13 protein-coding genes are annotated in these 14,441 nt (G+C 67.5%); 10 read left to right on the top strand and 3 right to left on the bottom strand.

Features of this window, described 5'->3' with window-relative positions; all coding sequences use genetic code 11:
* Window positions 1-586, top strand: a 586-nt coding sequence (locus tag ACFOMP_RS04760; protein WP_379028218.1) for a urate hydroxylase PuuD, incomplete at its 5' end; no start/stop codon positions are given.
* A gap of 9 nt (window positions 587-595) precedes the next feature.
* On the opposite strand, the gene ACFOMP_RS04755 is transcribed toward ACFOMP_RS04760, so the two are convergent.
* Window positions 596-943, bottom strand: a complete 348-nt coding sequence (locus tag ACFOMP_RS04755; protein WP_379028216.1) for a COG4315 family predicted lipoprotein — start codon at window positions 941-943, stop codon at window positions 596-598.
* Window positions 944-1,082: 139 nt separating this feature from the next.
* Window positions 1,083-1,979, bottom strand: a complete 897-nt coding sequence (locus tag ACFOMP_RS04750) for a LysR family transcriptional regulator (protein WP_289893711.1) — start codon at window positions 1,977-1,979, stop codon at window positions 1,083-1,085.
* 117 nt (window positions 1,980-2,096) lie between these two features.
* Here ACFOMP_RS04750 and xdhA point away from each other — a divergent pair, with 117 nt between their 5' ends.
* Genes xdhA through guaD form a run of 4 tightly spaced genes read left to right on the top strand, consistent with a single transcriptional unit; the run spans window position 2,097 to window position 7,856 of the window.
* Window positions 2,097-3,542: a xanthine dehydrogenase small subunit gene (xdhA, locus tag ACFOMP_RS04745; RefSeq protein WP_379028213.1), complete on the top strand. Its 1,446-nt coding sequence runs from the start codon at window positions 2,097-2,099 to the stop codon at window positions 3,540-3,542.
* Window positions 3,539-5,851, top strand: coding sequence for a xanthine dehydrogenase molybdopterin binding subunit (gene xdhB / locus ACFOMP_RS04740; RefSeq protein ID WP_379028211.1), 2,313 nt, complete (start codon window positions 3,539-3,541; stop codon window positions 5,849-5,851). The genes xdhA and xdhB overlap by 4 nt, the downstream gene beginning before the upstream one ends.
* Window positions 5,848-6,591, top strand: a complete 744-nt coding sequence (gene xdhC, locus ACFOMP_RS04735; RefSeq protein ID WP_379028209.1) for a xanthine dehydrogenase accessory protein XdhC — start codon at window positions 5,848-5,850, stop codon at window positions 6,589-6,591. The genes xdhB and xdhC overlap by 4 nt, the downstream gene beginning before the upstream one ends.
* Entirely contained in the window at window positions 6,579-7,856 is a 1,278-nt protein-coding gene (guaD, locus tag ACFOMP_RS04730; protein ID WP_379028207.1) for a guanine deaminase, read from the top strand. Before xdhC ends, guaD begins: the two co-directional genes overlap by 13 nt.
* A 74-nt stretch (window positions 7,857-7,930) precedes the next feature.
* On the opposite strand, the gene ACFOMP_RS04725 is transcribed toward guaD, so the two are convergent.
* The gene (locus tag ACFOMP_RS04725; RefSeq protein WP_379028205.1) at window positions 7,931-8,275 is read right to left on the bottom strand and encodes a hypothetical protein; all 345 of its coding nucleotides are present in this window, start codon (window positions 8,273-8,275) and stop codon (window positions 7,931-7,933) included.
* A gap of 479 nt (window positions 8,276-8,754) precedes the next feature.
* Here ACFOMP_RS04725 and ACFOMP_RS04720 point away from each other — a divergent pair, with 479 nt between their 5' ends.
* Genes ACFOMP_RS04720 through ACFOMP_RS04700 form a run of 5 tightly spaced genes read left to right on the top strand, consistent with a single transcriptional unit; the run spans window position 8,755 to window position 14,227 of the window.
* Entirely contained in the window at window positions 8,755-9,912 is a 1,158-nt protein-coding gene (locus tag ACFOMP_RS04720; protein ID WP_379028203.1) for an ABC transporter ATP-binding protein, read from the top strand.
* Window positions 9,903-10,871: an ABC transporter substrate-binding protein gene (locus ACFOMP_RS04715; RefSeq protein WP_379028201.1), complete on the top strand. Its 969-nt coding sequence runs from the start codon at window positions 9,903-9,905 to the stop codon at window positions 10,869-10,871. Before ACFOMP_RS04720 ends, ACFOMP_RS04715 begins: the two co-directional genes overlap by 10 nt.
* Before the next feature lie 6 nt (window positions 10,872-10,877).
* Window positions 10,878-12,605 carry an ABC transporter permease gene (locus tag ACFOMP_RS04710; RefSeq protein WP_379028199.1) on the top strand — a complete coding sequence of 576 codons (1,728 nt, stop codon included), beginning with the start codon at window positions 10,878-10,880 and terminating at the stop codon, window positions 12,603-12,605.
* A complete protein-coding gene (locus ACFOMP_RS04705; RefSeq protein WP_379028197.1) occupies window positions 12,593-13,624 on the top strand; it encodes an MBL fold metallo-hydrolase in 1,032 nt (343 codons plus the stop codon). Before ACFOMP_RS04710 ends, ACFOMP_RS04705 begins: the two co-directional genes overlap by 13 nt.
* 18 nt (window positions 13,625-13,642) lie before the next feature.
* On the top strand, window positions 13,643-14,227 hold the full coding sequence (locus ACFOMP_RS04700) for a protein phosphatase (RefSeq protein ID WP_379028195.1): 585 nt from the start codon (window positions 13,643-13,645) through the stop codon (window positions 14,225-14,227).
* The last annotated feature ends 214 nt before the right edge of the window (window positions 14,228-14,441 follow it).

Below are 14,441 nucleotides of genomic sequence, written 5' to 3'. Positions count from 1 at the left end.
CAAGCTGCGTTCGACGCATAACAACTACCTGACCCTGCCGGTGGTGTTCCTGATGCTGTCGAACCACTATCCGCTGGCCTTCGCGACGGAATACAACTGGATCATCGCCGGGCTGATCTTCCTGATGGGCGTGACCATCCGTCACTTCTTCAACACCATGCATGCCGGCGGCGGCATGAAATGGTGGACCTGGGCAGTGACCACGATCCTGTTCGTCATCGTGATGTGGCTGTCGACCGCGCCGATGTTCCGCCAGACGCTCGAGGAATCCGAGGCGCGCGTGCTGACCCCCACCCAGCAGGCCATGCTCGACACGGCCGGCTGGGAGGATGCCTACAACGCCGTCATGGGCCGCTGCTCGATGTGCCATGCCAGGGAGCCCTCGTATGAGGGCATCCATACCGCGCCCAAGGGCGTGCTGCTGGAGACCCCCGACGACATCACCCGCGCCGCGCGGGAAATCTACATCCAGGCCGGCGTGACCCATGCCATGCCGCCCGCCAATGTCAGCTTCATGGAGCCGGAGGAACGCCAGGCGATCGTCGACTGGTATCGCAGCCTGCCCAGGACCTTTGCGCTGAACTGACCGGCGGGGTTACTGGCCCAGCGCCTGCCAGACGCCGCCGACACCGTCCCCCGCCATGTCGCCGGCCTTCTTGTCGCCGGCGAAGTAATAGGCGGGCTTGCCATCCAGCGCCCATTGCCGGCTTCCGTCCGTGCGCTCGACCATGGTCCAGCCCTCGGGTTTCGTCTCGCCCTGCTGCGCCAGATAGGGCGGCCATTTCACCGCGCAATCGTCGTAGCAGGCGGATTTCCCGCCGGCATCCTTGTCGAAGCTGTAAAGCGTCATTCCGTTGTCGCCGGTCGCGACGCCCTGCGCCTGCGCCGCGCCAAAGGGCAGCAGGACCATGCCCGCCGCCAGCCAGCCATAAACCCGTTTCATGATCGACCTCCCTGCCCCGCAAGGCATCTGGCGGCCGTTTCGGATTGCGCACCAAGATCGGACGCAGTCCCGGCGGCCGTGATGCATTCTGGACCCGCGGCGTTTCGCCGTCGCTTCACATTTCAGCGACGACCGGGCGTCACGCGAACACCCCCCGCGTCTCGCGCGCGATGAAATCGGCGAACAGCCGCACCTTGGGATCCTGCAGGCGCCGGTGCGGGGTCAGCACCCCGAACTGCGAGGGGATCGGCGGGTAATCCGGCAACACCTCGACCAGCCGGCCCGCAGCCAGATGCTCGGCCACCTCGTAGCGGGGGCGGTTGACGATGCCCCGGCCCCCCAGCGCCCAGCTGCTCAGCACGTCGCCGTCGTCGGCATCGAACTTGCCGTTCACCAGCAGCTTCTGCGGCCCCTCGGGGGTCTGCAGCACCCAGTAATATTCCGGGCTGCGCGGATAGCGCAGCAGCAGGCAGTTATGCGCGGTCAGATCCTCGGGGCGCTCGGGGCGGCCGTGCTCGTCCAGATAGGCCCGGGTCGCCACCAGCGCGCGCCGGCATTCCGCGATGCGTCGCCATTTCAGCGCCGAATCCTGCGGCTCGCCCAGGAAGAAGGCCAGGTCGATGCCGTCGGCGATGATGTCCACGTTGCGGTCCGACAGCCGCAGCCGCACCTCGACGCCGGAATATTCGTCGCAGAATTTCGGCACCAAGGGCGCGATCAGCCGCCGCCCCAGCCCCAAAGGCGCCGTCACCCGCAGGGCGCCATGCGGCATGCCGGAAAAGCCCGACACCACCGCCTCGGCCTCGTCCAGCGTCTCGATCACCCGGCGGGCATTGTCGTAGAAGGCCCGCCCCACCTCGGTCGGGACCAGCTTGCGCGTGGTGCGGTTCAGCAGCCGCACCCCGTAGCGGGTCTCCAGGTCCTTGATCCGGTTCGAGGCGACGGCCGGCGACATGCGCAGGTCCCGCCCGCCGGCGGTGATCGAGCCCAGTTCGACCACGCGGACGAAAACCCGCAGACTTTCAAGATATGGCATGGATTCAACCCGCCTCTTTCAAGGAATCGCTGAAAGTCTTATGCTCAATCCGAGATTTCGCAAAGAGCAATTCGCATCTAGGCTTTTCCCATACCCAGCCATCCGAGCGAGGACCGAATGGGCCACGAATTGCGCTTTCTTCTGAACGATACCGAGATCCGCCTGACCGAGGCGGGCTCGCGCGACACGCTGCTGGACTTCCTGCGGCTGAACCGTCGCCTTACGGGCACCAAGGAGGGCTGCGCCGAAGGCGATTGCGGCGCCTGCACCGTGCTGGTCGGCCGCCTGCACCAGGGCCAGCTGCATTACGAGCCGATCAACGCCTGCATCCGCTTCCTGGCCTCGTGCCATGGCTGCCATGTCGTCACCGTCGAGCATCTGCGCGGCGCCGATGGCGGGCTGCACCCGGTCCAGGCGGCCATGGTCGAGCATCACGGCAGCCAATGCGGCTTCTGCACGCCGGGCTTCGTCATGGCGCTTTACGGGCTGTGGATGCAGAACCCGCAGCCCGACATGCTGGCCATCGAGACGGCGCTGCAGGGCAACCTCTGCCGCTGCACCGGCTACGAACCGATCGTGAAAGCCGCCTTCGCCGCCTCGGAAGCCGGCGGGCAGCACATGGACGCGCTGGCCGTCGAGCGCGACCGCGTCACCGCCGCGTTGCAGGCCATCCCGGCCGAACGGGTCGAAGTTTCGCGCGGCGAGGACCGCGCCATCCTGCCGGCCGATGCCGCCGACCTGGCGCAGGTGCTGGCCGAGAACCCCAAGGCCACCATCGTCGCCGGCGCCACCGATGTGGGCCTGTGGGTGACGAAATTCCTGCGCGACATCTCTCCCGCCGTGTTCATCGGCCATCTGCAGGATCTCAAGCAGATCGAGCTCGCAGAGAGCCGCGTCACCATCGGCGCCGGCGTGACCTATACCGAGTTCGAGCCCTTCCTGCGCGAACATTTCCCCGAGGCGGTGGATTACTGGCTGCGCATCGGCGGCTGGCAGGTCCGCAATGCCGGCACCATCGGCGGCAATGTCGCCAACGGCTCGCCCATCGGCGAGACGCCGCCCCTGCTGATCGCGCTGGGGGCCACGCTGCGGCTGCGCGGCGCCGAGGGCGCACGGGAATTGCCCATCGAGGACTACTTTATTGAATACGGCAAGCAGGACCGCCGCCCCGGCGAGTTCGTGGAAGCGATCACCGTGCCGCTGAAGGGCAAGGCGCGCATCGCCGCCTACAAGGTCAGCAAGCGCCACCACGCCGACATCACCGCCTCGGCCGCCGCCTTCCGGGTCGAGACCGACGGCGCCACCATCATCGACGCCCGCGTCGCCTTCGGCGGCATGGCCGCGACGCCGAAACGCGCCACCCAGGCCGAGGCGGCGCTGAAGGGCCAGCCCTTCACTGCCGAGACCTTCGAGGCCGCGGCCAAGGCCGTCGCCAATGACTTCCAGCCGCTCAGCGACTGGCGGGCCAGCAAGGAATATCGCCAGCAACTCGCCGCCAATTTCTTCCGCCGCTTCTGGCTTGAACAGTCCGGCGCGGAACACCGCCTGAGGAGGGTCGAATGAAACAGGACGTCTTCGTCAAGGGCGCCGCCCATACGCCCATCATCCACGATTCCGCCATCAAGCACGTCACCGGCAGCGCCGATTACACCGACGACCTGATGGAGCCGGTCGGCACGCTGCACGGCTATCTGGGGCTGTCCTCGGTCGCGCATGGCCGGATCACGGCGATGGACCTCGACGCGGTGCGCAAGGCGCCGGGCGTCCATGCGGTGCTGACGGCCGACGACATCCCGGGCGAGAACGACATCAGCCCGACCGGGCTGCATGACGAGCCGGTCTTCGCCTTCCCCGAGGTGCAGTTCGTCGGCCAGCCGATCTTTGCCGTGGTGGCCGAGACCCGCGACCAGGCCCGCCGCGCCTGCCAGCTGGCCCGCGTGGAATACGAGGAACTGCCCTTCGCCATCGACGCCATCGCCGCCCGCGACGCCGGCATGGGCTATGTCACCAAGCCGCTGAAGCTCAGGCGCGGCGACATGGCCGAAATGGACCGCGCGCCCCGCCGCCTTGCCGGTCGGCTGACCGTCGGCGGGCAGGAGCATTTCTACCTGGAAAGCCAGATCGCCTTCGCCATACCGGGCGAGGACGACGAGGTGATCGTCAACACCTCGACCCAGCACCCCAGCGAGGTGCAGCACATGGTCGCCCATGTGCTGGGCGTGCCGTCTAACGCGGTGGTGGTGAACGTGCGCCGCATGGGCGGCGGCTTCGGCGGCAAGGAATCGCAGATGAACGGCTTCTGCGCCATCGCCGCCCTGGCCGCGAAGACGCTGAAGCGCGCCGTCAAGATCCGCCCCGACCGCGACGACGATTTCCAGATCACCGGCAAGCGCCACGATTTCGTCATCGACTACGCGGTGGGCTATGACGAGACCGGCAAGATTCACGCCGTCGATGCCGATTTCTATGCCCGCTGCGGCTTTTCCTCGGACCTGTCCGGCCCGGTGACCGACCGGGCGCTGTTCCATGCCGACAACGCCTATTACTATCCGGCGGTCGAGCTGCGCAGCCATCCGATGAAGACCAACACCTGCTCGAACACCGCCTTCCGCGGCTTCGGCGGCCCGCAAGGGGTGGTGATGGCCGAGCGCATCGTCGAGGATATCGCCTATCAGCTCGGCCGCGACCCGCTGGAGATCCGCAAGCTGAACCTCTACGAAAACGGCCAGCTCACCCCCTATCACCAGGAGGTCGAGGACCAGATCCTGCCGCGCATCTTCGAGGAGCTGGAGGCCAGCAGCGACTATCACGCCCGCCGCCAGGCGGTGCTGGACTGGAACGCGCGCGCCGAACGCGAAGGCGGCGCCATCCGCAAGGGCATCGCCCTGACCCCAGTCAAGTTCGGCATCAGCTTCACCGCGACCTGGTACAACCAGGCCGGCGCGCTGATCCACATCTATTCCGACGGCTCGATCCACCTGAACCACGGCGGCACCGAGATGGGCCAGGGCCTGAACACCAAGGTGGCGCAGGTCGTGGCCGAGGCGCTGGGGGTCAGCATCGACCGCATCCGCATCACCAAGACCACGACCGAGAAGGTGCCCAACACCTCGGCCACCGCCGCCTCCTCGGGCTCGGACCTGAACGGCATGGCGGCGCTGGACGCCTGCCGCCAGCTGATCGAGCGGCTGACCGGCTTCGCCGCCGAGGCCAGGGGCGTGCCGCCGGAACTGGTCAGCATCGGCGAGACGGTGCAGATCGGCAGCGAGAACATGCCCTTCGCCGATTTCATCAAGACCGCCTATCTGGCCCGCATCCAGTTGTCGGCGGCCGGCTTCTACAAGACGCCCAAGATCCACTGGAACCGCGACACCGGACAGGGCCGGCCGTTCTATTACTTCGCCTATGGCGCCGCCTGTTCCGAAGTCTCGGTCGACACGCTGACCGGCGAATATGTCATCGAGCGCGCCGACGTGCTGCATGACGTGGGCCGCAGCCTGAATCCCGCACTTGACAAGGGCCAGGTCGAGGGCGCCTTCGTGCAGGGCACCGGCTGGCTGACCAGCGAGGAACTCTGGTGGGACCAGAAGGGCCGGCTGCGCACCCACGCCCCCTCGACCTACAAGATCCCGCTGGCCTCGGACCGACCCAAGGTCTTCAACGTCGCGTTGGCCGACTGGTCGGTGAACCGCGAAGCGACGATCAAGCGCTCGAAAGCGGTGGGCGAGCCGCCCTTCATGCTGGGCATCTCGGTCTTCCAGGCGCTGAACATGGCCGTGGCCTCGTTCAACGGCTACCGCGAAAACCCGCGCATCGACGCGCCCGCCACTCCCGAGCGCGTGCTGATGGCGATCGAGCGGCTGCGGCCATGATCCGGGTCGAGATCACCCGCACGCGCGGCTCGTCGCCGCGCGAGAAAGGGGCGGCGATGTTCGTCACCCCCGAGGGTCTGACCGGCACCATCGGCGGCGGGCAACTGGAATACATGGCCATCGACCGCGCCCGGCAGATGCTGGCGCGCGGCGAAGCCGCCGCCCGCATGGACGTGCCCCTGGGCCCCGAGATCGGCCAATGCTGCGGCGGAAGGGTCGAACTTTCCCTGACCCGCGTGGCCGAGGCCCCCGCCGGCCCCGAATATCCGCAGGTGCTGATCTTCGGCGCCGGCCATGTCGGCCGGGCGCTTTCCAGGGCCCTGGCGCTGCTGCCGCTGCGCCCGATCCTGATCGACCAGCGCGCCGCCGAACTGGCGCAAGCCACAGGCGAGACCCGCCTGACCCCCCTGCCCGAGGCCGAGATCCGCCAGGCATCCTTCGGCACCAGCCACATCATCGTCACCCATGACCACGCGCTGGACTTCCTGCTGGCGGCCGAGGCGCTGCGCCGCCTGGACGCCCCCTATATCGGCATGATCGGCAGCCGGACGAAACTGACGCAGTTCCGCCGCTTCGCCCGCGCCCAGGGGCTCGACACCGACCGGCTGACCTGCCCCATCGGCGCCGGCTATTCGCGCGACAAGCGCCCCGAGGTCATCGCCGCCTTCACCGCCGCCGAGATCATCGGCCGCCTGACCCAGACCATTTCTTCGTTGAACAAATACCCATGCGACAGCTGATCCGGGGGCGCACGCTCTCCTTCCACGCCGACCCCGCCGAGGTCGAGAACGCCTTCACCTATCACGAGGACGGCGCCATCGTCACCGAGAACGGCAAGATCGCCGCCATCGGCGATTACGCCAGCCTGCGCGACCCCGCCCTGCCGGAGATCGACCACCGGCCGCACCTGATCCTGCCGGGCTTCATCGACACCCATATCCATTTCCCGCAGGTGCAGGTGATCGCCAGCTGGGGGGCGCAGCTTCTCGACTGGCTCAACACCTATACCTTCCCCGAGGAATCGCGCTTCGCCCAACAGGGCCACGCGCCGGCCATGGCCGAAAGGTTTCTCGACCTGCTTCTCCAGCACGGCACCACCACCGCCGTCGCCTTCTGCTCGGTGCATCCGCAATCGGCCGAGGCGCTGTTCCAGGCCGCCGAGGCGCGGGGCATGGCGATGATCGCCGGCAAGGTGATGATGGACCGCAACGCCCCCGAGGCGGTGCTGGACACCCCGCAACAGGGCTATGACGACAGCAAGCGGCTGATCGAGACATGGCACCGTCGCGGCCGCCAGCGCTATGCCATCACCCCGCGCTTCGCCATCACCTCGACGCCCGCGCAGATGGCGATGACCGGGCAACTGGTGCGCGAGCATCCCGATTGCCACATCCAGACGCATCTGTCGGAAAACAGGGACGAGATCGCCTTCACCCTCAGCCTTTATCCGCAGGCGCGCGACTATCTCGACATCTACGAGACCTACGGGCTCTTGTCCGAGAAGCTGCTGCTTGGCCATTCCATCCATCTGGAACCGCGCGAGATCGCCCGCATGGCTGAGACCGGCTCGCGCGCGGTGTTCTGTCCGACCTCGAACCTGTTCCTCGGCTCGGGCCTTTTCGACGAGGCGGGGCTGCGTGCGGCGGGCGTGGTCAGCGGCATCGCCACCGATGTCGGCGGCGGCACCAGCTATTCCATGCTGCAGACCCTGAACGAGGGCTACAAGATCCTGCAGTTGCGCGGGCAGAAACTGCACCCGTTCGCGGCCTTCCACTGGGTCACGCGCGGCAATGCGCTGGCGCTCGGCATGGCCGACAGCATCGGTACGCTGGACCCCGGCACCGATGCCGATCTGGTGGTGCTCGACAGCCGGGCCACGGCGGCGATGGCGCTGCGCATGGAGCGCGCCGAAACGCTGACCGAAGAGCTTTTCATCCTGCAGATCCTCGGCGACGACCGCGCCATCGCCCAGACCTATGTGGCGGGAAGGCCCATGCTGGGGTGAGGTGGCGGTAGCTGCTGCCAAAAAAGGGGAAGCCTGCGCAAGGGCATCAAGGGGAATTTCTCCGGCAGGCTGATCTACAGCGGCAGATCGGCCGCATCGCTGCGATCGCAGATGTGCGCGCTGCGGCCCGCCGGGACGATTCCGCGCGCATCAAGCCACTGCCGGAGGCTTCCCCAGTCCTTGCGCGCCCTGATCCCCAAGTTGCGAAAACTGATGAAGCGGTCGTGAAATTCCTGCCGGTCTGTCGCCGTCAACCGCACCTGATCACCGCCACGCGGTCCGCGGATCCGGCGGAAGGGTAAGCCCATCCGCCGGATGAACGCCGCCAGTTCCGCAGTGCGCAACCCTGGAGAACTGGCGAAGACAGCCAGCGAAATCGCCTCGCCCGGCTGTCCGACATGGCCGAAATTGATCAGCACCGAGGCAAACCCGGAGCCGTTCGATCACCTCGGGAACCGTCAGCTTCAGCCTTGATGCGGCCTCCGTCAGGCTGCACCAGCCATGCATCGCGACATAGACCGGCTCTGCACCGACCGGCAGAGCATCACTCAACCGCTGCGCCGCGAACGGATCCCAGCGGCCATGCGCGGCTTCTTTCACCAGGTTCGCATCGCGCCAGAAAGGCCCCGGACCACCAGGCCAGCGCCTCGCCATCAGCAATGTAGGGATCTCGTTGACAGGAAGGCCCACTCATCGCCGAATATCAGGTTGCGCGCCAAGATCTTCTTCCACCCAGGGATGAATGATCTGGAAGCACAGGCCGCCGACCGGGGGGAATCCCTTTCGTCAACACGGCCCGACATTGCCGCGGTTCATCAAGATTTTACAGAACGACTACGCTGCTGTCATGCCGCCGCTGCATCAGTCGCGCCGAACCGACAGGAAAGGACCGCGCGGCATGACGGGTTTGCGGCTGTCGAACATCGGCAAGAGCTATGGCGACACCAGGGTTCTGTCGGGTATCGACCTTGACATCGCGGCAGGCGAATTCGTGGCCGTGCTTGGCCCCTCGGGCTGCGGAAAGACCACACTGCTGCGGCTGGTTGCAGGCTTTGATCGCCCAGATGAAGGCAGCATCGCTTTGGGCGACCGACAGGTGGCGGGCGGACATGTCATGGTGCCGCCCGAAGGGCGCGGCATCGGCATCGTGTTTCAGAATTACGCGCTGTGGCCGCACATGTCGGTGGCGGAAAATGTCGGCTACGCGCTGAAGGTGGCGCGGCTGCCCCGGGCCGAATGCGAGGCGCGGGTGGCCCGCGCGCTGGATACGGTCGATCTGGCGCCCTTGGCCGGCCGTCGCCCGGCGGATCTGTCGGGCGGCCAGCGCCAGCGGGTGGCGCTGGCGCGCTGCCTGGCTGCCGGTTCGGATCTGGTGCTGCTGGATGAGCCGCTTGCCAATCTGGATGTGCATCTGCGCGCCGCGATGGAAGAGGAGTTCCACCGCTTCCACCGCGAAAGCGGGGCGACGCTGGTCTATATCACCCACGACCAGTCCGAGGCGATGGCCCTGGCCGACCGTATCGCGGTGATGGACAAGGGCCGCCTGCTGCAATGCGCCAGCCCCCGGCAACTGTATCGCGAGCCTGCCGACGCCACGGTGGCCGGTTTCATCGGTGGCGGGCTGGTGCTGCCGGTCGAGGGGCTGCGGCCCATGGCGGGCGGGCTTGCCATGGCCGATCTTTTGGGAACGCGCGTCCGGCTGCGCTGCCATGCCGGGGAAATCGCCCGGCCGTTGGCCATGGCCTCCACCCATCCTGCCGATATCCAGCCTGCCCATCCGGGCGAAGCCGGCATTCCCGCCCGTGTCATCGCCCGCAGCTATCGCGGCGGCAGTTGGTCCTATGAACTGCGTCCAGAGACGGATCCGTCCCTTCGGCTGCCCATGGTGCTGCCCGACGCGGCCGCCCCGCCCGAACCGGGCGCGCGCCTTGATCTGGCATTCCGCGACCTCTGGGCGATTCCGCTTCCCGGCACCTCTGGTCCCGGCGCCGCGCCGGGCCATTCCTCCTCCTCCACCACCACCACGCATCCTACGGAGCAATTCCAATGCGCATGACTGTCACCACCCTTGCCCTGATGCTGTCCGCGACCACGGTGTCGGCGCAGACCACGCTGACGCTCTATACCTCGCAATCGCCGGAAATCGCGCAGCAGACCGTCGACGCCTTCATGGCCAGGCATCCCGACATCACCGTGGAATGGATGCGCAACGGCACCTCGCAACTGATGAACATCCTGACCGCCGAGCAGCAGGCCGGCGGCATCAAGGCCGACGTGCTGCTGGTCGCCGACAGCATCAACCTGGGCACGCTGAAAAGCCAGGGCCTGCTGCTGGCCTGGCCCGAAGCGCCGGTCGAAGGCATCGACCCGCTGATGTATGATGCCGACAAGACCTTCTTCGGCACCAAGATCTCCTCCACCGGCATCGTCTACAACACCCAGATCGCCGCGCCCGTCACCGGCTGGGCCGATCTGTTCCGGGATGCCAATGCCGGCCAGATCGTCGCCCCGAGCCCGCTTTATTCCGGCGCGGCGCTGGTCCACATGCATTCGCTGCTGCAGGACGCCGCCCAGGGCTGGGGCTATTACCAGCGTCTGAACGCGCTTGGCGTGGTGCCCGAAGGCGGCAATGGCCCGGTGCTCAAGGCCGTGGCCGGGGGGCAGGTGAAATATGGCGTCAACATCGATGCCGATGTGCTGCGCGCCAAAAAGGCGGGCTCGCCGGTGGAATTCGTCTACCCGACCGAAGGCGCCACCTTCTTCACCGAGCCGGTGGCGATCCTTGCCGGCACCGATCAGGTCGAAGCGGCCCGGATCTTCGTCAGCTTCGTGCTGTCGGAAGAGGGCCAGAAGCTCGCCGCCGAGCAGGGCTACATGCCGGTCGATCCCAAGGTCGCCTCGCCCGAGGGGATGCCCGCGCTGTCCGAGATCAAGCTGCTGCCGCTGGATGCCGACCGCGCGGTGGCCGAGGATGCCGAGGCCCGCACCACGTTCACCGAGATCTTCGGCGGCTGACCGGGGATGACCTCGGTTCCGAACAGCACGGGGGCGCCGCGCGCGCCCCTTTTCCGGCTTTCCTCCGAAAGGATCGTGCTGGCGCTGCTGGCCGTGCTGATCCTGTCGGTTTCCGTGGCGCCGATGCTGCGGCTGGCGCAGGCGGCGCTTTTCGATGATGGCGGGCTGGCGGTCGAGCGGCTGGTGAAGCTGTTCTCGCGCCCGCAGACCGGGGCTGCGATCTGGAACACCATCCAGATTTCTCTGGCCTCGACCGTTGTTTCCCTGCTGGTCGGCACGGTCTTCGCGGTGATCATGGTGCAGACCGACCTTGGCGGCAAATCGGCGCTGGTGTTTGCCTTCGTGCTGCCTTTGATGATCCCGCCGCAGGTGACGGCCATGGCCTGGATTCAGGCCTTCTCGCCCTCCGGTCCGGTGCTGGGCGTCCTTGGCCTGTCGATGGAGGCAGGCACGCGGCATCCGTTGTATTCCAAGGCCGGGATCATCCTGCTTCTGGGCATCTACAATGCGCCGCTGGTCTATCTGGCGATGCAGGCCAGCCTGCGCCGCATTCCGCTGGATCTGGCCGAGGCGGCGCGCGCCGCCGGCGCCGGTCCGCTCCGGGTGCTGCTGACGGTGATCCTGCCCTTGGCACGCGGCGGCATGGTGGCGGCGGCCAGCCTTGCCTTCGTCTCGGCCATCGGAAACTTCGGCATTCAGGCCATGCTGGGCATCCCCGCGCGCGTGCCGACGCTGATCACCCAGATCTATCAGCAGATCAATGGGCTGGGGCCAAGCGCCCTGCCGAACATGGCAGCGCTGTCTCTGGTGCTGACCGCCCTGACCGTGGCGGGCGTGCTGCTGGCCGCGCGCGCGAGCGAGCGCGGCGATACCCGCGTCGATCTGGGCAGCCGCCCCCTGATGCTGCCGCTGGGCCGGGCCGGGGCTGTGGTCGCGGCGCAGCTTTGGGGCTATCTCATCGTCTCGCTGCTGCTGCCGCTGTCGGCGCTGCTTCAGACCTCGCTGGTCCCCGCCTACGGCCTGCCGCTGACGGCGGAGACGGCGACGTTGAAGAACTACGTCTCGGCGCTGTTCCAGCAAGTGTCGCTGCGCGATGCCTTCGTCACCTCGCTGTGGCTGACGCTGGTCACCATGGGCTTCCTGATGCTGGCCTCGGTTTTCCTGGGCTATTTCCTGACCTGGCGGCGCGGGCCCTTGGTGCGGCTGCTGCATTTCGGGTCCGAGGCCGCCTATACCCTGCCGGGCATCACGCTGGGCGTCGCGATGATCCTGCTGTTCCTGCGGCCGTTGCCGGGGGTCGGGGTGTCGATCTATGGCACGCCCTGGATCATCCTGGCCGCCTATGTCGCGGGCTTCTTCGCGCTGGCGCTGCGCCCGGTGCTGTCGGGCTATGCCCAGATCGACCGCGCGCTGGAAGAGGCCGCGCAGGTTGCGGGCGCAGGTTTTCTGCGCCGGATGCGCGACGTGATCTGGCCGCTGATCGCACCGACCGCCATCGCCGCCGCCGTGATCGTCTTCATGACCGCGATCAACGAGATCCAGACCTCGATCCTGCTGATCTCCTCGGGCACCCGCACCATCGGGCCGATGATCATCTTCCTCGAGGAAGGCGGCGCCTCGACCCTCGCCGCCGCCGTGGGGTGCCTGATGATCCTGGGCGTGCTGGCGCTGATGCTGCTGTCGACGGCGCTGTCGCGCTTCCTGCCGAAAGGCGTGTTGCCATGGCAGTTCTGACGGCCTTCAGCGGCTTGGGCGGCAAGTCCCCGGCAGCCTTCCTGCTGGAGATTGCCGGGCGCCGCATCCTGCTGGACCTGGGCGAGGGGCCGACGCCGGGCCAGCGGCCGGATCTGCGGGGCATCGGACGGGTCGATGCGATCTTCCTGTCCCACGCGCATATCGACCATGTCGGGGCCATCGACCTCTGGCCGCGGCTGGGCTGTCCTCCGGTTTTCGCCACCCGCGCCACCTTCGATGCCCTGCCGCTGCTGGGCCTGCATCTGCCGCGCCACGCCTGCCACGCCCTGCCGCTGCAGGGTCCTGCGCAACTGCTGGACCTGCCGGCCCGGGTCGGACGCAACGGGCATGCCATGGGCGGCATCTGGCTGCATCTGCCGCAGGAGGGCGGCGCGCTTTACATGGGCGACTGGAGCCGGGAATCCGGGCTTCTGCCCCTCGATCCTCCGCCCCGGGCAGATCTGGTGGTCACCGATCTTTCCTATGGTGACCGCGATCAGGTTTTGGCCGAGCAGGTGCAGGCGCTGGCGGACAGCGTTGCCCCCGGCATGGTGCTGCCGGTGCCGATCCTCGGGCGTGGCGCGGATATGGCGCTGCGGCTGTCCGCACTCGGCCTGTCGCCGGTCGTCTGTCCGCAGGTCCGGGCCGAGCTGCAGGGCGCTTTGCCCAGCCTGCGCAGCATTTCCACCGCGTCGGAGGCCCGGGACGGCGATGTGATCATCGCCGCGGACACCGAGCGGCCCGGCGATCTGGTGTCAGGCCTGATCGCCGATCCGCGGGGCTGGCGGTTCCTCTTTACCGGCCATGTTGCCCCCGGCAGCCCGGCAACCCGGTTGATCGCCGAGGGTCGCGCCAACCGGCATCCCTGGAACGTGCATCCCCGGGCCCGCGATCAGCTCTGGCTGGCGGAAATCACCGGCGCCAGACATCTGGTTCCCGCCTTCGGGGCGTTGGACGAGGCCCCTGAAGTCGCCCGAGCCCTTGCCCCGATCTGGCGACCGGACCGCATCTGCCCCTGACAGAAGAAAGCCAAATCCATGCTGATCGAGGAACCCCCCCGCGAGCGAGCCGAGAATGACACCGCGATCCTTGTTCCGGTCCATGACCTGGTCTTGCCTTCCGGCCGGATCTGCCGTCTTCACGTCGGCAATCTGGCCGGCGCCAGCGATGGCGCCGCGCTGTTGGGCGCCGGCATCACCTCTTCGCTGAACGTGTCGCTGAACGTCGATGTCGGCCCCCTGCCACTGCCCGACGGCACCCATATGCGCCGTGCCAAGGTGGGGCTGATCGACGGGGCCGGCAACACGCCCGCCCATCTCGCCGCCGCCGTGCTGGCCCTGGAAGGGTTGGTCACGCAGGCCAGTCCCGGCAAGCCGCACTATCCCGCCCATCGCGCCGGCCATGTGCTGGTGCATTGCCGGGGCGGGCGGTCGCGATCGGTCATCGTGCTGGCGATCTATCTGCATCTGCGCGCCGTCGGGACGTTCCCGACGCTGGACAGCGCGGTGTCCCATATCCGCCGGGCGCGCGGCAATTCGGACATCTACCCGCTGCCTCCGATGCTGGATCTGGCGCGGGTGGTTCTGGCCAGCGCGGGCCTGCCCGCCCTGCTGCACGGTTAACCCTTCCCCTGCAGGAGCCGTTGCCGCCTCGCCGCCCGACCCGGACTACCCTATGCTCCAGGATCACAGGCGCGGCAGATCAGCCGCACCGTGGCCGGGAAGGACCACATATCGGTTTCTTATCGGATCATCCTCGCATCCGGCTTGACCCCAAGGAGAGTTGAGGATGCGCGATCCGAGGGGCCGGCCGAAAGCGCAAGGAATGGATCATGGC

It is taken from the genome of Paracoccus simplex (assembly GCF_042648325.1).
In the GTDB taxonomy this organism is placed as follows: domain Bacteria; phylum Pseudomonadota; class Alphaproteobacteria; order Rhodobacterales; family Rhodobacteraceae; genus Paracoccus; species Paracoccus simplex.
The sequence above is the reverse complement of the archived record's forward strand: the minus strand, read 5'-3'. Positions and strand labels throughout refer to the sequence as shown.